Source organism: Mesorhizobium sp. WSM4306, from assembly GCF_007003975.1.
In the GTDB taxonomy this organism is placed as follows: domain Bacteria; phylum Pseudomonadota; class Alphaproteobacteria; order Rhizobiales; family Rhizobiaceae; genus Mesorhizobium.
In genome coordinates, this window is the sequence record NZ_VFTC01000014.1 from 109,042 (window position 1) to 131,106 (window position 22,065).

General features: G+C 62.7%; 28 protein-coding genes. 10 read left to right on the plus strand and 18 right to left on the minus strand.

Features of this window, described 5'->3' with window-relative positions:
• Positions 1-54: 54 nt before the first annotated feature.
• Positions 55-390: a Grx4 family monothiol glutaredoxin gene (gene grxD / locus FJV77_RS17980; protein ID WP_142868104.1), complete on the minus strand. Its 336-nt coding sequence runs from the start codon at positions 388-390 to the stop codon at positions 55-57.
• A gap of 163 nt (positions 391-553) precedes the next feature.
• Here grxD and FJV77_RS17985 point away from each other — a divergent pair, with 163 nt between their 5' ends.
• Positions 554-1,363 carry a phosphodiester glycosidase family protein gene (locus FJV77_RS17985; protein ID WP_246691298.1) on the plus strand — a complete coding sequence of 270 codons (810 nt, stop codon included), beginning with the start codon at positions 554-556 and terminating at the stop codon, positions 1,361-1,363.
• A gap of 12 nt (positions 1,364-1,375) precedes the next feature.
• On the opposite strand, the gene FJV77_RS17990 is transcribed toward FJV77_RS17985, so the two are convergent.
• The 3 genes from FJV77_RS17990 to purL form a co-directional block, all read right to left on the minus strand.
• A complete protein-coding gene (locus FJV77_RS17990) occupies positions 1,376-1,609 on the minus strand; it encodes a BolA family transcriptional regulator (RefSeq protein ID WP_142868106.1) in 234 nt (77 codons plus the stop codon).
• Between the two features lie 111 nt (positions 1,610-1,720).
• A complete protein-coding gene (locus tag FJV77_RS17995; RefSeq protein WP_142868107.1) occupies positions 1,721-2,245 on the minus strand; it encodes a hypothetical protein in 525 nt (174 codons plus the stop codon).
• The gene (purL, locus tag FJV77_RS18000; RefSeq protein ID WP_142868108.1) at positions 2,242-4,473 is read right to left on the minus strand and encodes a phosphoribosylformylglycinamidine synthase subunit PurL; all 2,232 of its coding nucleotides are present in this window, start codon (positions 4,471-4,473) and stop codon (positions 2,242-2,244) included. Before purL ends, FJV77_RS17995 begins: the two co-directional genes overlap by 4 nt.
• Positions 4,474-4,660: 187 nt before the next feature.
• Here purL and FJV77_RS32430 point away from each other — a divergent pair, with 187 nt between their 5' ends.
• Positions 4,661-4,825, plus strand: coding sequence for a hypothetical protein (locus FJV77_RS32430; protein WP_185970361.1), 165 nt, complete (start codon positions 4,661-4,663; stop codon positions 4,823-4,825).
• Between the two features lie 40 nt (positions 4,826-4,865).
• Here the strand turns inward: FJV77_RS32430 and FJV77_RS18005 are convergent, their stop codons facing one another.
• Complete coding sequence (locus FJV77_RS18005; protein ID WP_142868109.1) at positions 4,866-6,278, minus strand: PLP-dependent aminotransferase family protein; 1,413 nt, start codon at positions 6,276-6,278, stop codon at positions 4,866-4,868.
• A 93-nt stretch (positions 6,279-6,371) separates the two neighbouring features.
• Between FJV77_RS18005 and FJV77_RS18010 the strand changes: the two genes are divergently transcribed.
• The gene (locus FJV77_RS18010; RefSeq protein WP_142868110.1) at positions 6,372-6,617 is read left to right on the plus strand and encodes a DUF1127 domain-containing protein; all 246 of its coding nucleotides are present in this window, start codon (positions 6,372-6,374) and stop codon (positions 6,615-6,617) included.
• A gap of 12 nt (positions 6,618-6,629) precedes the next feature.
• Here the strand turns inward: FJV77_RS18010 and FJV77_RS18015 are convergent, their stop codons facing one another.
• The 4 genes from FJV77_RS18015 to FJV77_RS18030 are packed head-to-tail and all read right to left on the minus strand — an operon-like array spanning position 6,630 to position 8,949.
• A complete protein-coding gene (locus FJV77_RS18015; protein WP_142868111.1) occupies positions 6,630-7,274 on the minus strand; it encodes a Pr6Pr family membrane protein in 645 nt (214 codons plus the stop codon).
• 4 nt (positions 7,275-7,278) lie between these two features.
• The gene (locus FJV77_RS18020) at positions 7,279-7,689 is read right to left on the minus strand and encodes a hypothetical protein (RefSeq protein ID WP_185970362.1); all 411 of its coding nucleotides are present in this window, start codon (positions 7,687-7,689) and stop codon (positions 7,279-7,281) included.
• A 43-nt stretch (positions 7,690-7,732) separates the two neighbouring features.
• Positions 7,733-8,401, minus strand: a complete 669-nt coding sequence (gene purQ, locus FJV77_RS18025) for a phosphoribosylformylglycinamidine synthase subunit PurQ (RefSeq protein ID WP_142868112.1) — start codon at positions 8,399-8,401, stop codon at positions 7,733-7,735.
• Entirely contained in the window at positions 8,398-8,949 is a 552-nt protein-coding gene (locus tag FJV77_RS18030; RefSeq protein WP_142868113.1) for an RNA 2'-phosphotransferase, read from the minus strand. Before FJV77_RS18030 ends, purQ begins: the two co-directional genes overlap by 4 nt.
• A gap of 249 nt (positions 8,950-9,198) precedes the next feature.
• On the opposite strand from FJV77_RS18030, the gene FJV77_RS18035 reads away from it, so the two are divergent.
• Positions 9,199-10,371, plus strand: a complete 1,173-nt coding sequence (locus FJV77_RS18035) for a hypothetical protein (RefSeq protein WP_142868114.1) — start codon at positions 9,199-9,201, stop codon at positions 10,369-10,371.
• Here the strand turns inward: FJV77_RS18035 and purS are convergent, their stop codons facing one another.
• Entirely contained in the window at positions 10,372-10,614 is a 243-nt protein-coding gene (gene purS / locus FJV77_RS18040) for a phosphoribosylformylglycinamidine synthase subunit PurS (protein WP_142868115.1), read from the minus strand. It lies immediately after the preceding gene.
• A gap of 30 nt (positions 10,615-10,644) precedes the next feature.
• Positions 10,645-11,439: a phosphoribosylaminoimidazolesuccinocarboxamide synthase gene (purC, locus tag FJV77_RS18045; RefSeq protein WP_056594372.1), complete on the minus strand. Its 795-nt coding sequence runs from the start codon at positions 11,437-11,439 to the stop codon at positions 10,645-10,647.
• A 276-nt stretch (positions 11,440-11,715) separates the two neighbouring features.
• Here purC and FJV77_RS18050 point away from each other — a divergent pair, with 276 nt between their 5' ends.
• Positions 11,716-12,036, plus strand: coding sequence for a DUF1476 domain-containing protein (locus FJV77_RS18050; RefSeq protein ID WP_142868116.1), 321 nt, complete (start codon positions 11,716-11,718; stop codon positions 12,034-12,036).
• Between the two features lie 185 nt (positions 12,037-12,221).
• Positions 12,222-12,995, plus strand: coding sequence for an HpcH/HpaI aldolase/citrate lyase family protein (locus FJV77_RS18055; RefSeq protein ID WP_142868117.1), 774 nt, complete (start codon positions 12,222-12,224; stop codon positions 12,993-12,995).
• A gap of 26 nt (positions 12,996-13,021) precedes the next feature.
• Here the strand turns inward: FJV77_RS18055 and FJV77_RS18060 are convergent, their stop codons facing one another.
• Positions 13,022-13,576, minus strand: a complete 555-nt coding sequence (locus tag FJV77_RS18060; RefSeq protein ID WP_142868118.1) for an alpha/beta hydrolase — start codon at positions 13,574-13,576, stop codon at positions 13,022-13,024.
• A 190-nt stretch (positions 13,577-13,766) separates the two neighbouring features.
• Here FJV77_RS18060 and FJV77_RS18065 point away from each other — a divergent pair, with 190 nt between their 5' ends.
• Complete coding sequence (locus FJV77_RS18065; RefSeq protein WP_142868119.1) at positions 13,767-14,582, plus strand: VOC family protein; 816 nt, start codon at positions 13,767-13,769, stop codon at positions 14,580-14,582.
• A gap of 12 nt (positions 14,583-14,594) precedes the next feature.
• On the opposite strand, the gene FJV77_RS18070 is transcribed toward FJV77_RS18065, so the two are convergent.
• From FJV77_RS18070 to FJV77_RS18090, 4 genes are all read right to left on the minus strand, one after another.
• Positions 14,595-15,035: a metallophosphoesterase family protein gene (locus FJV77_RS18070; RefSeq protein WP_185970363.1), complete on the minus strand. Its 441-nt coding sequence runs from the start codon at positions 15,033-15,035 to the stop codon at positions 14,595-14,597.
• Positions 15,036-15,330: 295 nt separating this feature from the next.
• A complete protein-coding gene (purB, locus tag FJV77_RS18080) occupies positions 15,331-16,632 on the minus strand; it encodes an adenylosuccinate lyase (protein ID WP_142868122.1) in 1,302 nt (433 codons plus the stop codon).
• Between the two features lie 59 nt (positions 16,633-16,691).
• Entirely contained in the window at positions 16,692-17,156 is a 465-nt protein-coding gene (locus FJV77_RS18085) for a hypothetical protein (protein ID WP_185970370.1), read from the minus strand.
• Positions 17,157-17,212: 56 nt separating this feature from the next.
• Positions 17,213-17,932: a DUF2259 domain-containing protein gene (locus FJV77_RS18090; protein WP_142868123.1), complete on the minus strand. Its 720-nt coding sequence runs from the start codon at positions 17,930-17,932 to the stop codon at positions 17,213-17,215.
• Positions 17,933-18,069: 137 nt separating this feature from the next.
• Here FJV77_RS18090 and FJV77_RS18095 point away from each other — a divergent pair, with 137 nt between their 5' ends.
• Positions 18,070-18,324, plus strand: coding sequence for a DUF2171 domain-containing protein (locus FJV77_RS18095; RefSeq protein ID WP_142868124.1), 255 nt, complete (start codon positions 18,070-18,072; stop codon positions 18,322-18,324).
• Positions 18,325-18,337: 13 nt separating this feature from the next.
• Here FJV77_RS18095 and FJV77_RS18100 read toward each other — a convergent pair whose 3' ends face one another.
• Both FJV77_RS18100 and FJV77_RS18105 read right to left on the minus strand, forming a co-directional pair.
• On the minus strand, positions 18,338-19,357 hold the full coding sequence (locus FJV77_RS18100) for a P1 family peptidase (RefSeq protein ID WP_142868125.1): 1,020 nt from the start codon (positions 19,355-19,357) through the stop codon (positions 18,338-18,340).
• On the minus strand, positions 19,357-20,427 hold the full coding sequence (locus tag FJV77_RS18105; RefSeq protein WP_142868126.1) for a branched-chain amino acid ABC transporter substrate-binding protein: 1,071 nt from the start codon (positions 20,425-20,427) through the stop codon (positions 19,357-19,359). Before FJV77_RS18105 ends, FJV77_RS18100 begins: the two co-directional genes overlap by 1 nt.
• A gap of 180 nt (positions 20,428-20,607) precedes the next feature.
• Here FJV77_RS18105 and FJV77_RS18110 point away from each other — a divergent pair, with 180 nt between their 5' ends.
• Entirely contained in the window at positions 20,608-21,135 is a 528-nt protein-coding gene (locus FJV77_RS18110; RefSeq protein ID WP_142868127.1) for a flavin reductase, read from the plus strand.
• Entirely contained in the window at positions 21,132-22,061 is a 930-nt protein-coding gene (locus FJV77_RS18115) for a MoxR family ATPase (RefSeq protein WP_142868128.1), read from the plus strand. The genes FJV77_RS18110 and FJV77_RS18115 overlap by 4 nt, the downstream gene beginning before the upstream one ends.
• Positions 22,062-22,065 lie beyond the last annotated feature (4 nt).

Sequence of the window (22,065 nt, forward strand, 5' to 3'; positions counted from 1 at the left end):
GGCTGCCCCGGTCTCAAACCAGAATCAGGCGCCCCAGAATCAGGCGCCCCAGAATCACGCGGGAGCTTTGACGCTGACGCCCTTTTCGACGAGGAAGGTCTGCAGTTCGCCCGCCTGGAACATTTCGCGGATGATGTCGCAACCACCGACGAATTCGCCCTTGACGTAGAGCTGCGGGATCGTCGGCCAGTTCGAGTATTCCTTGATGCCCTGGCGCAGTTCGGCCGAGGTCAGCACGTCGACGCCCTTATAGTCGGCGCCGATGTAATCGAGGATCTGCACCACCTGGCCGGAAAACCCGCACTGCGGAAAACCGGGCGTGCCCTTCATGAAAAGGACGACGTCATTGCCCTTCACTTCGCTGTCGATGTAGTCGTTGATGCCGCTCATGGAATATCCTTTCACGCCTGTGGGAGTCAGGCTCGAAGCATAGTCATCAAATAAACCCATAGATGGGCCGAAACAAGATGTTTGCGCCGCTGCCGCGGAAATGGCGCAAAGGATAGCCTGTCTTGGGCCAAGCATCCCGCCCGATTGCAGTCTCCGGAAGATGATGAAAAAACGACATGGCGCCGCCCTTCTGATCGCAATCCTGGTGGCGGCGACAGCCATTATTTGGCGGCCGAGACGCCCGGAGCCGCCACCACCGCTGGTTATCGGCGGCGAATTGCCCGCACCCTGTCGGAATGTCGCTTTCGAGGCCGTGACCTATGTCGTCTGCGAGATCGATCTTCGAGCCAACAGCATCGGAGTTTTCCATGCCGGTGCCGACGGCAAGCCCTTCGGCTCGCTGGAGGCCTTTGACAAGGCGGTTGCCGGCGAGGGCAGGCCGGTGCTGCTCGCCATGAATGGCGGCATGTATCATGAGGATTTGTCACCGGTCGGCCTGTTGGTCGAAGACGGCGTTGAAAAGTCGCCGCTCAACCTTGCCGATGCAGACGGCAATTTCTTCCTGAAGCCGAACGGCGTCTTTCTGGTTGGCAAGGACGGCAAGGCCGCGGTCATGGAAAGCAGCGCCTATGCCGCGGCCAGGCCTGACGTCGCTCTCGCCACGCAGTCCGGCCCGATGCTCGTGATCCATGGCCAGATCCATCCGCGCTTCGAGGCGAATGGCACCTCGCGCTACGTCAGAAACGGCGTCGGCGTGCGCGACGAAAACACCGCGGTGCTGGCTATCTCGCGCTCGGAAGTGAGTCTCGGCAGCTTCGCGCGGCTGTTCCGCGACGCGCTTGGCTGCCGCAACGCGCTGTTTCTCGACGGCGCGGTCTCGGCGTTGTCGGATGGAAAGAGAATGATCGTCGGCGGTAAGTATCCGGCCGGGCCGATCATTGCCGTTTCGGCCAGGCAGCCGCTGACGCAGTAGGCGAGCCTGGCTTCAGTCCGGCACGCTGGTCTGTAGGGCCAGCGCGTGCAGCACGCCGCCCATTTTGCCCTTCAGCGCGTCATAGACCATCTGGTGCTGTTGGACGCGGCTCTTTCCCCGGAAGCTCTCGGCCACCACCTCGGCCGCATAGTGATCGCCGTCGCCGGCGAGGTCGCGGATCGTCACCTTGGCGTCCGGAATGCCGTCCTTGATCAGTTTTTCGATGTCGTGGGCATCCATTGCCATGGCAAAATCCTGTTCTGGGCGGCGGCTAGGCAGCTTGTACGATATGACTCGGGGGGTAAGCCTAAAGCCTTTCCGGCTCGGATTGAAGCGGTTCCGTCGGTGACGCAGTCTCTAAGGGCCATCCTGCCGCGGGTGGACCACACCATCCTCGGTGATGTCGTCGCGGGTTGAGAACCCCCGGCCAAGGCTGAAGGTCAGGACATAGAGCGGAATGTTGATCACCAGGCTGACGATGGGAAGATAGCTGGTCATCTGCCACAATGGCGAGAAGAATGGTTGGCCGTAGCCGTCGCAGGCCAGCGACGAGCCATATTCCCACAGCGCCCCTATGACCGCAGCAACACTAAAAAGCTTGATGCAGGTGACGACATGTCTTGCTCGCGCCGGCTCCGGCAAAAGCCGGATCCAAAGCACCAGGCAGATGATCGGAACCGCATAAAGGAGGTTCTGCAGGACCAGCATCGGAAGCGCGCCGTTGGCCGCCTCAAGGAACTGCTCGCGCCTTTCCAGCAGTGGACAGACCTCGCTTGAGGTCGTCGAGAGCAGGAAAAAGACGAACGGACCGAGGAACCAGAAGAAGAACAGCGACGGCCAGAAGACGACAGCGATCAGCGTCCGGGCAGCCAGTCTGCTCAACTGGCCTTGTCCATGAAGCGCGGGAACCAGCCTTCATGGGCGGCGGTCAATTCGCTGACCGGGATCGCCCTGGCATCGCCGAGTTTAAGCTCGCGCCCGCCGGTCGAGCCGATCCATGGCGCGAAGATGCCGAGCTTGCTCTGCTCCTCGCGGATGGCGTCCCATTCCTTGCTCTGCGGATCGAGCGACAGCGTCAGGAGATAGCGGCCCTGGTCTTCGCCGAACCAGACCGGGATCGGATTGGTGCCGGCAAGACCGGGGATGGTGGCGCCGATGCCGGATGCCATCGCCATTTCGGCCAGCGCCACGGCGAGGCCGCCATCCGAAAGGTCGTGCGCGGCAGTCACCACGCCCGACGCGATCAGCGCGCGCACATGGTCACCGACGCGCCTTTCATGCGCGAGGTCGACCGGCGGCGGCGGCCCGTCGGTGCGGCCATGAATGTCTCTGAGATAGGCGGATTGGCCGAGATGGCTGCCCCAGCTTGGCGGCGCGCCGACCAGCAGAATCATCTGGCCCTCGGCAGCGAAGCCGATGCGAGCCATCTTCGACCAGTCGGCAATCAGCCCGACGCCGCCTATGGTTGGCGTCGGCAGGATGCCTTGGCCGTTGGTTTCGTTGTAGAGCGAGACATTGCCCGACACGATCGGGAAGCCAAGCGCGCGGCAGGCATCGCCAATGCCTTTCACCGCGCCGACCAGCTGACCCATGATCTCGGGCCGCTCCGGATTGCCGAAATTGAGGTTGTCGGTCGCCGCCAAGGGCAGCGCGCCGGTGGCGGTCAGATTGCGCCAGCATTCGGCCACCGCCTGCTTGCCACCCTCATAGGGGTCGGCCTCGCAGTAGCGCGGCGTGACGTCGGAGGAGAAGGCGAGCGCCTTGGTCGCATGGCCCTCGACCCGCACCACGCCGGCGTCGCCGCCCGGCAGCTGCAGCGAATTGCCCTGGATCAGCGTGTCATACTGCTCCCACACCCAGCGGCGCGAGGACAGGTCCGGCCCCCCGAGCAGTTTCAACAGCGCGTCGGCAACATCGGCCTTCGGTGCGTCGCCGGCCGCCAATGCCACCGGCTTCTTCGGCTCTACCCACGGGCGGTCATATTCCGGCGCCTTGTCGCCAAGGTCCTTGATCGGCAGATTGGCGACCTCGTCGCCCTGATGGATGACGCGAAAACGCAGGTCGTCGGTGGTCTTGCCGACGATGGCGAAGTCGAGGCCCCATTTGTGGAAAATCGCTTCGGCTTCCTTTTCCTTCTCGGGGCGCAGCACCATCAGCATGCGCTCCTGGCTTTCCGAGAGCATCATCTCATAGGCGCTCATGCGCTCTTCGCGCACCGGCACCTGGTCGAGCTGAAGTTCGATGCCGAGGTCGCCCTTGGCGCCCATCTCGACCGCCGAGCAGGTGAGGCCGGCCGCGCCCATGTCCTGGATGGCGATGACCGCACCCGAGGCCATCAGCTCAAGGCAGGCTTCCAGCAGGCATTTTTCGGTGAAGGGATCGCCGACTTGCACGGTCGGCCGCTTCTCGTCGATCTTGTCGTCGAACTCGGCGGAAGCCATCGTGGCGCCGCCGACGCCGTCGCGGCCAGTCTTGGCGCCGAGATAGACCACCGGCAGGCCGACGCCCTTGGCCTCCGACAGGAAGATCGCATCGGTCTTGGCAAGACCTGCGGCAAAGGCGTTGACCAGGATGTTGCCGTTGTAGCGAGCATCGAAATTGACCTCGCCGCCGACCGTCGGGACGCCGAAGGCATTGCCGTAGCCGCCGACGCCGGAAACCACGCCGGAGACCAGATGTCGCGTCTTGGGATGGTCCGGCGCGCCGAAGCGCAGTGCGTTCATCGCCGCGATCGGCCGCGCGCCCATGGTGAAGACGTCGCGCAGAATGCCGCCGACGCCGGTCGCCGCACCCTGATAGGGCTCGATGTAGGAGGGGTGGTTGTGGCTCTCCATCTTGAAGACGACGCAGTCGCCGTCGCCGATATCGACGACGCCGGCATTCTCGCCCGGCCCTTGGATCACCTGCGGCCCGGTGGTGGGCAGCGTGCGCAGCCACTTCTTCGAGGATTTATAGGAGCAGTGCTCGTTCCACATCGCCGAGAAGATGCCGAGCTCGGTGAAGCTCGGCTCGCGCCCGACCAGATCGAGAATGCGCTGGTATTCGTCGGGCTTCAGCCCGTGCGCGGCAATGAGTTCCGGAGTGATCGGCACGGAATTGGAAATGGTCATGGGCAGCGATTGGTATCCACGGGAGAGGGGATTTCTGAGTCCCCTCTTATCGCAAGCTTTGGCGTGATACACCCCATCCGCTGACGAAAAACGCCGGAAAGCCACAAGGCGAGGGGGCATCGGCGGCCGTCGGGGAACGCTATGGCATTCCGGCCGTTAGATCTCCAATCAATCAGGAGATCTGGATATGGCCACTAAGCAAGGCAAGAAAGACAATCGCCTCTCGGACAAGGAAGCTATGCATCTTGCCGAGATCACCGACGTTTCGCCGCAACAAGCCAAGGACCTGGCCGAGAAACACGGCAAGGAAAAGGGCGCGAAGGAAGCCAAAAACTTCAAGGCAGAGGGCTGACCGAGGCCAAGGCCGCGAGCACCAATTAAGCCTCAACGGATCAGGAAGACCTGTCGTAGCCGGCGCGGCCTTCCTCCAGCAGCCGCCGGATCACCGCGATGCCGCCGGCAATGTCCTCGCGCCGCCTTGGCTGTGAGACGCCGAAACGAACACCGTGAAAAACCTGCTCGGAGCGTCCGGCCTTGAATTCGTCCTCGTCGTCGAGGAGCACGCCATTTTCGAGGCATGCATTACGGAAGGTGCCGGACAGCCAGGGATCGGGCAGGGTGAGCCAGACGAAGGGCACGCTGTCGTGTGACTTGAAGGCGAAGCCGGCCAAAGTCTCGCGCACGATGGCGATGCGGGCGGCGATTTCGGCGATGCTGCGCCGGCGGATATCGCCGGCCTGCCCGGACAGCACCAGCCGCGCATTCACCTCCGCCAGCAGGAACGGCATGCCGCCGGTCATCATCTTGTGGGCGACGCGGATGCGATGGCGATAGGCGGGCGGGCAGGAGAGCCAGCCGCCGCGGACGCCGGCGGCGACCGATTTCGACAGGCCGCCGGCAACGATGGTGCGCTCGGGCGCATATTCAGCGATGAGCGGCGTCGGGTCGTCTGTCAAGCCACCATAGAGATCGTCCTCGATAAGGATGACATTGTACTCGCGCGCGACGCGGGCGATCGCCTCGCGGCGCGAAACCGAAAGGATCGCCAGCGTCGGGTTCTGCACCGTCGGCATCAGGAAAATCATTTTCGGGTGCTTTTGCGCGCAGACGCGCTCAAAATCCTCGGGATCGAGACCTTCCTCGTCCGATGCCACCAGTGCAATGCGCCGCCCGATCAGCCCGGCGCTCCGCGCGATCTGCGAATAGGTGAGGTGCTCGAAGGCGACATAGTCGCCAGGCGTGGTCAGCGCCGCGATCGCCGCCATGACAGCGGCATGGGTGCCGAGCGTGGGAACGATGGTCTCGGCAGCCGGGCGGAACGAATTGCGCGATAGCCAGCGCGCGCCGGCCTCGAACCAGCGCTCCGGAAAATCCCTGGTGTAGCTTGAAATCTCATGCGGATGGTCCTGCACCGTGCGCAAAAGCATGTCGGCGACAATAGCGCCCTGGCCGATGTCGGGCGCGGCCGTGCTGTCGAAGCGCAGCTTGCCGGGCGGCGCATCGACATAGCGGGTGCCTTGCACCGCGGGCTCGGCGAATTCGGGGCTCGCCGCTTCCGATTGCTGGGCCAGCACATAGGTTCCGCGTCCGACCTCGCCGCTCACCAGCCCTCGTTCGCGCAGCAGCTGATAGGCCCGGCCGATCGTGCCGACGGTGGTGCCGATGTCATAGGCGAGATCGCGCTGCGGCGGCAATTTTGCCCCGGCATCGATGATGCCCTTGTCGATGTCGGCCTCAATCCTGTCGGCAAGGCGCTGATAGAGCGGGCCGGAACCGATGGTGAGATCAGGAAGCCAATTTGTCATGGTGACAATTTTGTATATTGCACCGAATTAGGAGTCAATACATATCAACGCCGTATCGAAACGGGTACAATTTGCAACCTTGGCAGAAAGACAATGGATACAACAGAGACAATCCGCTGTGCGGGCATTGAAATGGTCGGGCCGCGCCCATCGGGCCGGCGTGGCTTTGTCAGCCGCGTGGTCTATGTCGTCAGGTCGCTGGCGCGATGGATCGACGCGCTGGTCGAGCGCCGCCGCGGCCGGCTGGCCTTGCTGGAAATGACCGACGAGCAGCTTAGGGATATCGGTGTTTCGCGAGGCGACGCCCACCGCGAAGGGCTCCGGCCGTTCTGGGATTGAACCTTAGTTCGGTCAGCGGCGCGCGCCGGATGTTCTCATGCGTGAGACGCCCTTGTCGGCAAGCACGGCGAGGATGCACAGCACCAGAAAAACCCCGGTGACGGCCAGCGCCGCAAGCGCGACGCTGGTCACGCCATTCTTCGCGACGTCGAGGAATGGGTAGGGCACTTCGCCTGCGATCGGCGCCCGCGCCAGCGCATAGGCGAGATAGGCGATCGGATAGGCCATCCACCAGGAGATGTCGCTCCAGCGTGTCCTGCCGTCGGCGCCCGCCACCAGCCACCACAGCACGAACAGCACCGGCGTCACATAATGCAGCAGCACGTCGCAGAGCAGGAACAGGCCCTGCGGCTGCCAGAGCTGCGCCAGAACCGTCGCATAGACGATGAAGACCAGGGCGATGGAAACCGCGACGCCTGTGCGCATCCGCGGTCCGGCGAAGGCAGGCAGCCAGGCATAGCCCGAAGGCGATAGCAGCGAGGTGTGGACCAGCACCGCACCGATGTTGGTCAGGATGGTGAAGAAGCTGAACAGGAAGACGATGGAGCCGAGAAAGCTGCGGCCGGCTTCCATCGACGCCGGGATGGTGATGCAGGCTTGTAGGACAAGCCCGGCCAGACCAATGACCAATCCCGCAATCTGCAGGAAGCGGCCCATGGCGTCAGGCGGCCGCGTTACACGAGGGATTGCCTGTCTGCCAGCGCGCAATGTCGGAGCCGATGCGAGCGCCGAGCGGATCGTCCATCAGCGGACCGAACACGTCGATGCGGCTGGAATTGCCTTGTGCCTGCACGACCAGCAGCGGCTTGCCGCCATAGTGCTTGGCCGGCACCAGCAGGAAGCGCGGTGTGCCGCTGAACGAATTCAGCTCATTGGCCATCTGATACGACTTGAAGGCCGGATCCTTGCTGGCGATCCAGCATTTGTGCGCCGATATCGCCACCTGCTCCATGGCGAGCAGCGAAGCGCTCTTGCCCACCGGCGCCGGCGCGCTCTTCGGGCTGGACTGGCAGGACGCCAGCGCCAAGCCGGCGGCAGTCAGGAGAGCCATCCGGGCAATCGTCGGTCTCATGGTCAGCCGCCCCCGCGCTTTGAAAGGAGTTCGAAAAAGGATATCAGGCGGCGATGCCAAGCGCGCCTTCGAATAGCGCGCGGCCATCGCTTCCGCCATGCGCGGCCTCGATCAGGTTTTCCGGATGCGGCATCAGGCCGAGCACATTGCCTTTTTCGCTTATGATGCCGGCAATGTCATTGATCGAGCCATTGGGATTGGTGCCCTCGGCATAGCGAAACACCACCTGTCCTTCGCCTTCGAGGCGGGCAAGCGTGTCGGCATCGGCAAAATAATTGCCGTCATGATGCGCCACCGGGGTGCGGATGATCTGGCCCGGCTGGTAGCGGCGGGTGAACATGGTGTTGGCGTTGGCGATTTCGAGCTTCACCTGCCGGCAGACGAATTTCAGTGACGCATTGCGCATCAGCGCGCCGGGTAGCAAGCCGGCCTCGACCAGGATCTGGAACCCGTTGCACACACCAATGACCATGACGCCCTGGGCCGCCTTTTCGGCGACCGCCCGCATCACCGGCATGCGCGCGGCAATCGCGCCGCAGCGCAGATAGTCGCCGAAGGAGAAACCGCCGGGGATGGCGATCAGGTCGACATCGGGGATTTCGGTGTCGGTCTGCCAGACGGTCGCCGGCGCCTGTCCCGAAATCTTGGTCAATGCGGCGATCATGTCGCGGTCGCGATTGAGGCCGGGCAAGAGGACGACTGCGGATTTCATGGCAATTCCTGTTCGCTGATCTCAAGCAGATACCGGGGCGGAACGTGATTGGTCAACCAGACGCCGTTGTCGGAGAGAAAGAATATCTCGCCGTCCCCCGCCATGGCTGCCGAGTCGACCTGAAGGATAACATCTTTTCCCTTGCGCCGCCGCGCCACGATGCGGGCCGTTTCGACATCCTTCGACAGATGCACATGCCGGCGCGACTGGCTGGTCAGGCCCTCGCGCAGGATGGCAGGTAGGGACTCTTCCTTGGTGCCGTGATAGAGGATCGCCGGCGGGGCGATCGGCGCCAGCCCGAGATCGACATCGACGCTGTGGCCCTGCACGGCGCGGATGCGATTGCCGTCGATGGCAAAGCGCTTTTTCGGATTTTCCTCGACAATGCGCACAATCTCCGTCGCGGATGCGCCAAACTTCGATTGCAGCACAGAGCACAGCTTGTCGAAATCAGCCCAGCCGTTTTCATCGAGCGAGAGCCTGGCCTCTTCCGGCGCGTGCCGAAGGACAAGGCTCATAAATCTTGAGATCTGCGTATCGTTGGTCATCTCAATGCGGTCTTCGGATGTCGGCGGCTGCTGCGCAGGCACGTGTCTAACGAGGTCGCGGACGTCGGTCAAACAGGTCCTGGACCGACAAATTCAGCGCATCGGCGAACCAAATGCGCTCGTTTAGCAAATGGTTAGGTATACAGGTATCCTTGGCTTGTGCAGGGGGGCGGATATCTCAGTAGAATGCCACGTTGTTAACGACATTGCTGCATAAGCGAAAAAAACTGGCTGCAATTCGGGGCTCTCGTGGATTACGACAAGAATAGAGAACGCGAATACAAGCAGCGAATGATGTGGACGGCGACGACCATTGTGGCGGCGCTTGCCGCGTTCGCCGTCATGGTATTCTGGAATGCTTCCGCATCCATGCGATCTTCGTTTTCCGCTTGGCTTTCCCTTGACGTGGATTTGGCTGGTTGCGCCGTTTCTTTCGCACAGTTGCTGATGGCCGGAACGGCTCTTTCGATCGGCCTCGGTATCATTTCCGCAGGCTTGGTGGCGTCAAACGCCATGGATATCTTCAGCTACAAGAGAAATCTCAGGGTCTACCGAAAGCAGCTGTTCGTCGGGATATTTCTTGCCGTGCTTTTGTTGTTCCCGCTCATGGCGGGAGATGGGGTGTGGCACACCGGTGGGCGTCGCGGCATTTCGCGGGTGGATCTCGTCACCGCCTGCGCGGCGAGTTTTCATACGACCTTCTACCGATTGCACATGCACCTTCTGATCGCGCTGTTACTGGGTTGGGCAAACATCCTGGCAATGCTGAATTTGCGATGGATGATTGCCGAGAACCGCGATCCGAACCAGCTTTCTGATGACCCGCGGATCAGGGCCATTCAATTGGCCGCGATGCAGCGGACCAAAAGCGCCCGGGGATCCGCCCGTGTGGTCATGAAACTCGCTTTGACCGGGTTTGCGGCATTGTTCTTCGTTCTCGGCGCTTCGTCGATGCGCCCCGCAGTCGCCCGTTTCATCCATACGTTCACCTGGGAGCGCCAAACGGCAAATGTGGTCGAGACCGGCATGCAGTGCGCATTGGAGGTGAAAGTCAGGAGGCGCTGGGAGGAGCGGTCGCGTGTCGATTGCTCTTCCGATGCCGCCGCAATTCCTCCGACGCCGGCACCCGGCGCCGCATCCTTGCGCATCACAAAAATTCCGACAGCGAAGCTCACCTATCATCCCCCAAGCGGTGGCGAATACACGTTCGATGTGGCTGGAGACTTTTATGTGAAGATGCCGACATCGGTCGGCACGGAGATCGAAGTACTTCGAAATCCGAAGAGTCCCGGTTCGATCGACAAGATTTTCGACGGCGGTGATATCGAGCGAATGATCTACAAGCTGCTTGCAATCATAGCAGGCGCCGTCGCCATCTACTATTTATGGCTTCGCAAGCCGCAGAACCCGCGCCCGGTCTAATCAGGCGAGGGTTACGCTGTAATTCTCAATCACCGTGTTCGCCAGAAGCTTGTCGCACATGGCTTTCAGATCTGCCTCGGCCTTGGCCTTGTCGGTTTCCGAGAGCTCGAGGTCGAACACCTTGCCCTGTCGCACCTGGCCGACACCGCCGAAGCCCAGGCCCGACAGAGCGTGCTCTATGGCTTTGCCCTGGGGGTCGAGCACGCCGTTCTTGAGGGTGACGGTGATGCGGGCCTTGATCATGCTGGACAGGTTCCTGTTCGATTGTCGGTCTTAGTGCGGCTTGCCTTTGATGCCTTCGGTCGAAGCGACGAGCACCGGGCCGGTCGGGCGCGGCGGCTCGTTCTCGTTCATGATGCCGAGGCGGCGGGCAACTTCCTGATAGGCTTCGACGAGGCCGCCCATGTCGCGGCGGAAACGGTCCTTGTCGAGCTTGTCCTGCGTCGCCACGTCCCACAGCCGGCACGAATCCGGCGAGATCTCGTCGGCAACGACGATCCGCATCATGTCGCCCTCGAACAGGCGGCCGCATTCGATCTTGAAGTCGACGAGCTGGATGCCGACACCCATGAACAGGCCGGAGAGGAAGTCGTTGACGCGGATGGCGAGCGCCATGACGTCGTCGATTTCCTGCGGGCTTGCCCAGCCGAAAGCGGTAATATGCTCTTCCGACACCATCGGGTCGTCGAGCGCATCGGCCTTGTAGTAGAATTCGATGATCGAGCGCGGCAAAACGGTGCCTTCCTCGATGCCGAGGCGCTTCGACAGCGAGCCGGCGGCGACATTGCGCACCACCACTTCGAGCGGAATGATCTCGACTTCCTTGATCAACTGCTCGCGCATGTTGAGCCGGCGGATGAAGTGGGTCGGAATGCCCATGCGGTTCAGATGATTGAAGATGTACTCGGAAATGCGGTTGTTGAGCACACCCTTGCCGTCGATGACCTCGTGTTTCTTCTTGTTGAACGCGGTCGCATCATCCTTGAAGAACTGGATCAGCGTGCCCGGTTCTGGTCCCTCATAGAGGATCTTGGCCTTGCCTTCATAAATGCGGCGGCGATTTTTCATCTGATTTTTTCTCTGGATTTGCGGGCAGGCGGCAAGCGACCAGTTCCTGTCCGTCTGCCTAAATTAGCGCGGCGACGGGTGGGGTTCAATGCCGGGTCTATCCCAATCACAGCGTTTGCTCAATCGGCAAATCCTTTCGATCGACCGGTTTCAGGAATGAAATGCCGCAGCGCAGCAAATGATGTAGCATATTGACCGACCCGCGCCCTTTTGGTTTGTGCTGCGGCAACACACATATCCACCGCCAACGCGAATCGATTTCACCGGAGGGAAGCCATGAGCAGCATGAAAGACCGCGAAGAGGGTTTTGAGCGCAAATTCGCCTTCGACGAAGAACTTCGCTTCAAGGCAGCGGCGCGCCGCAACAAGGCGCTTGGCATGTGGGCCGCCGAAAAGCTGGGCAAGTCCGGCGCTGACGCCGACGCCTATGCCAAGGAAGTGGTTGTTTCCGACATCGAGGAAGCGGGCGATCACGACGTGTTCCGCAAGATCCGCAAGGATTTCGACGCCGCCGGGGTCGACCAGTCGGACCATCAGATCCGCCGCACCATGGACGAGCTGATGGCGCAGGCGATCGAGCTGATCAAGAACACCTAGAGCATGATCCCGAAAAGTGGCGGCCGGTTTTCGGAGAAGATCATGCTCCAAATCAGATAGAGCCACTTCTGGACCAATCGACCGCCCGGCCCGGCCGGGCGGTTTTTCTTTGCCTTTTCAGCCTTTTCCGGCTGAAACTGTGCGCAGGCCTGCTGAAGGGCCCGTGCCAACAAGGAAAAGCGCCGATGTCCCTGAAATCACGCCTGGCGGCGGATGAAACGCTGTTCACCGCCTGGTCCGGGGTTCCGGACGCTTTGACGGTGGAAATCATCGCCAAGCAGGGTTTTGACGCCGTCACGCTCGATATGCAGCATGGCGGGCACCATGAAGACTCGGTCTTGCGCGGTCTCGTGCCGGTGCTCGCCGCCAACAAGCCGGCGCTGGTGCGCATTCCGGTCGGGCGCTTCGACATGGCCAGCCGTGCGCTCGATTTCGGCGCCGAGGCGGTGATTGCGCCGATGGTGAACTCGGTGGCCGATGCAAAACTGTTCGCCGCCGCGATGAAGTACCCGCCGCTCGGCGAGCGCTCCTGGGGTCCGACCTATGCCTTTCCGCGCCACGGCAAGGGCGACCATGCCGAGTGGCTGCGCGACACCAATCAGCGCACAATGGCCTTTGCCATGGTCGAAACGCGCGCCGCGCTCGATGCGCTGGACGGCATTCTCGACACCCCCGGCATCGACGGCATCTTTCTCGGTCCGTCGGATTTCTCGATCGCCTGGTCGAACGGCGCCACCATCAATTCGACGCTGGAAAGCATGATGGAAACCGTCGCCTCCATCGCCGAGCGCACGCGCAAGGCCGGCAAGCATGCCGCGATCTATGTCATCGAGCCGGCGATTGCCGGTCGTGTGGTGGCAATGGGTTACCGGCTGCTGGCAATGGGTTCGGACCATGCGCTGATTTCGCTCGGCGCAAAGACCCTCATCAAGAGCATGAACGAGTCGATCAAGGGCTAAGGCTTAGTATCTTGCCCCTGAGCCGGTCAGGCCTTGAGGTCGGTCAAGAACTTGGCGAAGGTCATCGATCCCTCCGGCCAGGGGCCGAAGCCGGCATCCTCGTTGAGGTGACCGGTTTCGCCGGCGTCGATGAACAGCGAACCCCAGGCGCCTGCAATGTCCTCGGCAACCTCGAAGGCGCAGAACGGATCGTTGCGGCTGGCGATCACGATGGACGGGAAGGGCAGCGGCCCGCGCGAATAGGGGCCGAAGGTCATCAGGTGCCTCGGCCGTATCTCCGGATTGGCGACATCGGGTGGCGCGACAAAAAAGGCGCCGGCGACCGGCTTCCTGAATTGCGGAATGGCCTGCACCGCCGCCGCCACGCCCAGCGAATGGGCAACGATCACCACCGGCCGCTCCGCTTCGTTGACGGCGTTCGCCACGCTCGCCGTCCAGTCCTCGCGTACCGGCTTCGACCATTCTGCCTGCTCCACCCGGCGCGCCGTCGACAGTTTCGACTGCCAGCGTGTCTGCCAGTGTTCCGGGCCTGAATTGGTGTAGCCCGGCACGATCAAGATATCTGCGTCTTTGACTTTCATGCCGCTGAGATAGCGAGCAGCTCCGTCTCGTGCAACCATGCTGATGCACGCAATGCATCGCAATTGTGAACAACGTGTTCGATTCTTTCCGTCTTGTGTGAACGATCGGGATAGACGATCTGAGATGTCAGATTGGGACCATCGACAGAATTGCTGGGCGCCTCGGACAGTGCGCCGAATGGAGAGTTTTATGAGCGAACTGCCTTTTGCCGCGACTACCCCCGTCAGTGTGTCACGCGTTGGCCTGAAGGCGCGCGATGCCGAGAGCCTCGCGGCCTATTACCGTGCCGTTGTCGGCCTGCAGGAATTGAGCCGCTCCGACGGCGCGATCACGCTGGGCGCCGCAGAACGCCCGTTGCTGGTCATCGAGCCTGACGCGGCGGCCAAGCCGGACGATCCACGCAGCGCCGGCCTGTTCCACACCGCTTTCCTGCTGCCCAGCCGCGCCGATCTCGGCCGCTGGATCAACCATGCTGCCGCCAACAAGATTCGTATCGAGGGCGCCTCCGATCATCTGGTCAGCGAGGCGCTGTACCTGACTGACCCCGAAGGCAACGGCATTGAAATCTATAGAGACCGCCTGCCGGAGGAGTGGAAGTGGAACGGCGACAAGATCGCCATGGCGACCGAGCGGCTGAATCTGGCCGCCGTGGCTGCCGGCGTGCCAGCCGGAGACGCCGGCTGGCAGGGCGCGCCGCAAAACAGCATTGTCGGCCATGTCCATCTGCGCGTCGGCCGGCCTGAAGAGGCCGAAGCCTGGTGGCACCAGGAGTTCGGCTTCGACACCGTGGCGAAATATGGCGGCCAGGCGGTGTTCCTGTCGTCCGGCGGCTACCACCACCATATCGGTGGCAATTCGTGGCACAGCGCCGGCGCCGGCCGCCGCGATCCGTCGCGCTCGGGCCTGGCCTGGGTTGAGATGCGGTCGGATAAGGTGACCAAGGAAACGAGCCGTGAGGATCCATGGGGCACGGTCATCCGCACCGTGCCCGGAGTCGCCGGCTAATCGCTTCAGCTCTTATACGGAGTTGGCGGCATAACCGGTCAGCAGCCCATGAGCCCAGCTGTCGAAGCCGGTGTCTGCCGCGTGGCTGGACGCCTCGGTCCAGTCATAGCTGACCGTATGATGGCTGAACGACCATTGTCCGTTCCTGCGCGTGGCAATGGCGTAGCGGGCATGCGGGCTGCCGGTCACGGTGAGTCCGGGAAACGCCTGGACCCCGACGCTGCCGGGATTGAGGATCGCTTGCCGGTCGGAAAGCCGCACGACGCGCGGCGTATGGGTGTGACCGCACAAGGTGAGCCCGGCGTCGATGCCGCCGAGCTTGTGCCTGATCTGCTTTTCAATGGACGGGTAGAAGTGGTCGCCGCCGTCTTCCTCGAGCAGGAATACCTCGTCGTCGCTGGGGCTGCCGTGGCACAGCTGGATTTCCGGGGAGAGCGACAGGGTGACCGGCAAGCCGAGAGCCAGATCAGGGATGTCCGGGAGAGGCGCTGGTGGGCGAAAGCATCGACATCTTCCAACCCGGAAGCGGGGGGCTCGACCAGCACGCGGTCGTGATTGCCGCGCACGGTAGGCCAATTCTCTGCAATCAGATATTGCGCGGTTTCTTCAGGCCATAGCGGCCCGGACAGACAATCACCCAGATTGACGATAATATCGGGAGAACTGTCCTTGATGTCAGCATGAACCGCCTCAAGCGCGCGCAGATTGCCATGGATATCGGAAAGGACCGCCAGCCGCATGGAAACTCCTATCCAAAAACGCGCTTGAAAATCGTGTCGACATGCTTGGTGTGATAGCCAAGGTCGAACTTTTCGCGGATTTCAGCCTCGGGCAGGGCTGCGGTGACTTCCTTGTCGGCTAGCAATTCCTCAAGGAAATCAGCGCCTTGTTCCCACACCTTCATGGCGTTGCGCTGCACCAGGCGGTAGGCGTCTTCGCGGCTGACGCCGGCTTGTGTCAGCGCCAGAAGCACGCGCTGCGAATGCACGAGGCCGCGGAACTTGTTCATGTTCTTCAGCATGTTGTCGGGATAGACGAGCAATTTGTCGACGACGCCGGTGAGTCGCGACAGCGCGAAATCCAGCGTCACCGTGGCGTCCGGGCCGATCATGCGCTCGACCGACGAGTGCGAGATATCACGCTCGTGCCAGAGCGCCACATTCTCCATCGCCGGCAGCGCCATGGAGCGCACCATGCGGGCAAGCCCGGTGAGGTTTTCAGTCAGCACCGGATTGCGCTTGTGAGGCATCGCCGACGAGCCCTTTTGCCCCGGCGAAAAATACTCTTCTGCTTCCAGCACCTCGGTGCGCTGCAAATGGCGAATTTCGGTCGCCAGCCTCTCGACCGACGAGGCGATGACGCCGAGCGTGGCGAAGAACATGGCGTGGCGGTCGCGCGGGATGACCTGAGTCGACACCGGTTCCGGCTTCAGCCCGAGCTTTTTAGCCACATGCTCTTCGACATAGGGGTCGATGTTGGCGAAAGTGCCGATGGCGCCCGATATGGCGCAGGTCGCGATGTCCTCCCGCGCATGCACCAGCCGCTCCCGGCAGCGCGAGAACTCGGCATAGGCCTGCGCCAGCTTCACGCCGAACGTGGTCGGCTCGGCATGGATGCCGTGGCTGCGGCCGATGGTGACGGTGTCCTTGTGCTCGAAGGCGCGGCGCTTCAGCGCCGCCAGCAGGCCGTCAAGATCGGCGAGCAACAGATCGCTGGCGCGGCTGAGCTGCACCGCAAGGCAAGTGTCGAGCACATCCGACGAGGTCATGCCCTGGTGGATGAAACGCGCATCCGGCCCGACGAATTCGGCGAGATGGGTCAGGAAGGCAATGACGTCGTGCTTGGTGACGGCCTCGATCTCGTCGATCTTGCCGACGTCGAATTTGGCCGCGCCACCCTTTTCCCAGATGGTTTTCGCCGCTTCCTTGGGGATGACGCCCAATTCAGCCAGCGCATCGCAGGCATGGGCCTCGATTTCGAACCAGATGCGGAAGCGGGTTTCTGGCGACCAGATGGCGACCATTTCCGGCCGGGAATAGCGAGGGATCATCCGTCAGTCCTGATATGTCGGTGGTTAAGTCCGCCTCCTAACAGAGGCGGACCAAATGCTCAACGCTGCTGGCGCGCAAACCACACGCTGGCGACGGCAAGCGCGATGAATCCGAGTGGAAAATAGAGCCTGATACCCAGCACCACGAACTGGTAGAGCGCCGTCAGCGAGGTGAACACCAGTTCGAACGCCCAACGGACGGTGAAGGCCTCGGCATGCCATTCGGCATAGTAGGAGCGGTACTGCAGCGCAAACAGCCCGCCGGTGAAGGCAATCGTCGCGGCAAGCAGGCAGATGAAGGCGGCGGCGAAGGCCACTTCCGCCTGCCGGTCGAGCGAGATCAGCCGCGCAGCGAACAGGCCGATGGGGAAGGCGATTGCTGCGGCCATGGCATAGAGCAGGACGACGAAGCGGATTTTTTCCGGCGTTTCCCAATTGTCGAGCCAAAGCCCGGTCAGCGCGCTGGCGCCCATCGCCACGGCCCACAGCAAGGCGCCGAGAAGCGCCGCGACCGTCGACGGCACCGCGCGGCGGAGGCGATTGCCAGCGCGCTTGCGCCAGCTGGATTGATCGAGCGATGTCACAGGCGGCCGGTCACGGCGATCCAGCGAAAATCCGGCCCTTCGAAGCCGTATTGGCGCACCGCGATCAGCACCGCATAGGCGCTGATACTGTCCATCGAAAAGGTCTGCACCGCGCCGATCCGGTAGCCGTTCGGGCAGCCGCGGCTTTTCGGGATCGATTTGTCCTCATGCAGAAGATGCGTCTGGCCGCCATCCCGGGCTTCGATGCGCAGCAACCGAAAACCATTGATCTCGCCCTGGCTCTCACAGCCCGCCGTATTGTTCATGCCGTCGAGCCGGAATTCCAGCGGCGGGTCGACCGGCGAAAAGATCGGCCGCGGGTTGACCACCATGCGGAACGGGTCGGCCGACAATTCGGTCACCGGGTTGAAGCCGGCGGTGATGCCGCGGTTCGCGGCAAGTTCTGCCTGGGCAATGATCGCTTCGCCCTTCTGCCTGGCCTGGAGACGGGCCGTGTCGAGCGAGGCGGTCTCGTCCTCCAGCCGGACACGGATCGGCGTGCCCTTCAGGAACGTGTCGTCGGCAGTGTCGATGTAATAGCGGTTGGCATAGGGAAAGCCCGATCCGTCCGCGACGCCGTATTCCTCGAAGGCGAAGACGCCGCCGTCTCCGGTGAAACCTAGAATTTCGAGTTCGGCGACATCGCCCGCCCGGGCGGCCATGCCAGATGCCAGCTGCACCAGCAGGCAAACGCCAATCAGGACAAGATTTCGCATCGGGGTTCCGCTCCGGCCGCCATGGTTCGATCGTTCCCTATCATGAGACAGTCAAAACATCGTGCTATGCAAAAGGCGATGCATCCAATTGCGCCTCTGTTTGTTATCGTCGATCGCTTTCAAAAGGAGAACTCCCCATGACCGAGGTCAGCAAGATTCGCGAACATATGGAAGTGGTCGGCGCAGACGGCGTTCATCTCGGCACCGTCGACAAGGTCGAGGGCGACCGGATCAAGCTGACCAAGGCCGACAGCGGCATGGGTGGGCACAGAGGCCATCACCACTACATTCCCCTGGGCCTGCTGGCTGAGGTCGATGGCAAAAAAGTCTGGCTGTCGGCGAATTCGGACGTCGCGGTCAGGTTCGAGGAAGAAAAGTCCGACCCGACCTGATCGGATTACGCGCCTAGCGCGACGACCACACCGGAAACAGATCGCCATCGGCCGGCGTCGCGGCATGGATGCCGCGGCTGATGGCGCGCGCCATGGTGGCGCCGGCCGCGGCAAAGAAATCGACCGCGTCGTCGGCGTTAAGCTCGATACCGCTCTTGCCGGTCGCCAGCGCAAACACCAGATCGCCGTCGGCCGGCGTGTGCACCGGCCAGATGGCACGCACGAAGCCATCATGCGCCGATATGGCCAGTCGCTTGGCCGCCGCCTTGGTCAGCACGGCGTCGGTGGCAATGACGGCGATGGTGGTGTTGCCGCCGGCCTCGCCCGTCCCACCCACACGCTTGTCGCGGTATTTCAAAAGGATCCGCCTGGCGTCGTCCGGCATCGGCGAGGGATAGCCGAGGCCGCCAAACTCATCGCCGATCTCGAAAGGTGCAGCCCAGAAATACCGCGTCCACGCGATCGTCACCGAACCAGTCGGATTGGCGGCGGCGAGCGCGCCGATGGTGATGCCGCTGTCGAGCACGGTCGAGGCCGAGCCGAGGCCGCCCTTCAGCCCGGAACTCAGCGCCCCGGTGCCGGCGCCGACGGTGCCGAGCGGAAAGTCGGTGACAGCATTTTGCGCCGCCTCATAGCCGAGGTCGCGGTAGGGCGGATAACGGCCCCAATCCTTGTCGCCGCCATTGCGCAGGTCGAACAGGATCGCTGTCGGCACGATCGGCACGCGGAAGCCGCCGACATCGACGCCGATGCCTTTTTCACGCAACGCCGCCTGCACGCCCGAGGCGGCGTCGAGTCCGAAGGCCGAGCCGCCCGAGAGCACCACGGCGTGCACTGCTTCGATGGAATTGTGCGGTTCCAGCAGGTCGGTTTCACGCGTGCCTGGCGCGCCGCCCAGGATCTGCACGCCACCGACCGCCGGTTCGTCGCACAGCACCGCCGTCACCCCGGATTTCAGCCTGGCATCGCTGGCGTTGCCGACCCGCAGGCCGGCGACATCGGTGATCAAATTGCGCGGCCCGGTGCGAAACATCAATTCGTCTCCGCCGGCACGAAACGTGTCCCGTCGAAGCGGAAGGCGCGATAGAGGTTTCGGGTCAGATCGCCTTTGTCGTCGAAGCGCAGCGGGCCGATCGCGGTGGTGAAATCATGCCCGGTGAGCATATCGGTCAATCCCTTGCCGGAACTCCCCGACTCAGCGGTGGCTGCTTTGGCGATCTCCACCGCAGCGTAGGCTGGTAGCGTATAGCCGTCCGGCGCAAGGTTTTTTGCTGCAAAGGCGGCCAACACCTTGGGGTCGGCAACATCGGCCCATTCCGGCGGCGCGATCATAAGTGTGCCGACGGCGTAAGGCACGTCACCGGGTGGCGTGCGCAAGTTCTCGCCGCCGGCAAAGGTGATGCCGGCCTCGAGCTGGCCGGCGTCGCGACCCATGATGGCGATGTCGTCGCCGTCGCCGCCGGCAAAGACATGGGTCGCGCCGGCCTTCTTCAACCGGCCGATCAGCCCGATCTGGTTGTCGAGTTGCGGCCGGAACGTGTCGGTGAAGACCGGCTTCAGCGCCGCCTGTTCGGCCGCCGCCCGCAACGTCTCGGCGATTTCGCGGCCATAGATGGTGCCGTCATCGACAATGGCGAACAGTTCACTCTGCCACAGCCGGGTGAGGATGGCGGCCACCGCATTGCGTTCGTCGTCGCCCCGCGGCCCCAGCCGATAGACCGGCCAGCCGGTCTTGGCGCGGCGATCGGTCAGGCTTTCAGTGCGCACGCCGACAGTGATCACCGGTATGTTGGCGTCCTTCAGGATCGGCAGCGCCGCCTGGATCGCCTCGGTGCAGAGGAAGCCGACGACGATGTTGACCTTCGCAGCGGCAAATTCCCTGGCGGCGGCAGCCCCGCCATCGGCGGTGCAGGCATCGTCGACCGTCCTGATTTCCAAGCTGTTGGCTTCCGCTGCCAGGGCAGCGCCGGCCTCGATCTGCTTGCCGAGGATCGCCGACGGACCGGACAGGGGCGCAGCAACGCCGACAAGCGGCGTCTGCGCGCCGGCGCTTGCCGGCAACAGCCAGAGAAGTGCCGCTATTACCGCTGTTAGGGGTCGCATTCTGACGAAGAATTCCTCCGTGCCGGTCGCATGCTTCCAGCGTCTCTTGCGCCAAGACCTAAAGGCTGCCCGCCCTAGGCGCAACACGCGAATTTGCGGATTGGCGTCAAGCACTTCGCTTGTGGCCTATTGTGTGCCGCCATATATAACGCTTGGATTCCCGCTTATGGAAAATCATCGGTGCTGAAGTTGAACGACATAGGGCCGCAGGCCTATCGCGACGCGATGGCGCATTTTGCCGGCCACGTCCATGTGGTGACCACCGACGGTCCCGCCGGCAAGCGCGGCACGACGGTGATCGCCGCCTGTTCGGTGTCGGACACGCCGCCGACAGTTCTCGTCTGCCTCAACCGCGAGAATGCCAAGAACGAGCTGTTCGTGCAAAACGGCCGGTTTGCGCTGAACACATTGGCTTCGCACCAGCAGCCGCTATCGGTGGCGTTCTCAGGCCTGACCGGCCTGTCGTCCGGTGCGCGTTTCGCGCTCGGCGAGTGGGATGTCATATCGACCGGCGCCCCGACGCTTAAAGGCGCTCTCGCCGTTTTCGACTGCGAATTGATCGACACCAAGGATCTCGCCACCCATCGTGTGCTTTTTGGCAAGGTGACAGGTCTGCGCATGGGCGATAATTTGCGGCCGCTGATCTACCACGCCCGCGACTACCACGTGCTGGAAAGCGGAGCAGAGGCGTCGACGGAGAAAGAATGACCGAGCTGAAACCGCGCCCCGCGCCGCGGACGATCGACGAAACGCTCGATCTCCTGACCGGCGCGGACTATGTCGCGGACCGCTCGCTGGCAACCGTGCTGTTCCTGTCGCTGCGCATGCAGCGGCCGCTGTTCCTCGAAGGCGAGGCCGGCGTCGGCAAGACCGAGATCGCCAAGGTGTTAGCGCAGGCGCTCGGCCGCCGGCTGATCCGCCTGCAATGCTATGAAGGCCTCGACGTCTCCTCCGCCGTCTATGAGTGGAACTATGCCGCGCAGATGATCGAGATCCGCATGGAGGAGGCGGCAGGCTCGGTTGACCGCTCCGACATGGAGCGCAACGTCTTCTCCGAAAAGTACCTGATCCGCCGCCCGGTGCTCGATGCACTGACCGGCAAGGTGGGTGCCGCCCCGGTGTTCCTGATCGACGAGCTCGACCGCACCGACGAGGCCTTCGAGGCGTTCCTGCTCGAGATCCTGTCCGACTTCCAGGTAACGGTGCCCGAACTTGGCACCATCAAGGCGGAGGAGCCGCCGATCGTCATCATCACCACCAACCGCACCCGCGAAATCCATGACGCGCTGAAGCGGCGCTGCCTCTATCATTGGGTCGACTATCCCAACGCCGAGCGCGAGCTGGAGATCGTGCGCCGCAAGGTGCCGCAAGCCAACAGCCGGCTTTCAGCCGAAGTGGTGTCGTTCATCCAGAAATTGCGCCAGGTCGAATTGTTCAAGGCGCCGGGCGTTGCCGAAACCATCGACTGGGCCGGCGCGCTGACCGAACTCGACAAGGTGGCGCTTGATCCGGAGACCGTATCCGACACAATCGGTGTGCTGCTGAAATATCAGGACGACATTGCCCGCATCGGCGCGGGCGAGGGCCGGCGCATCCTCGACGAGGTCAAGGCCGAGCTTGCGGCGGCGGAGTAGGGCC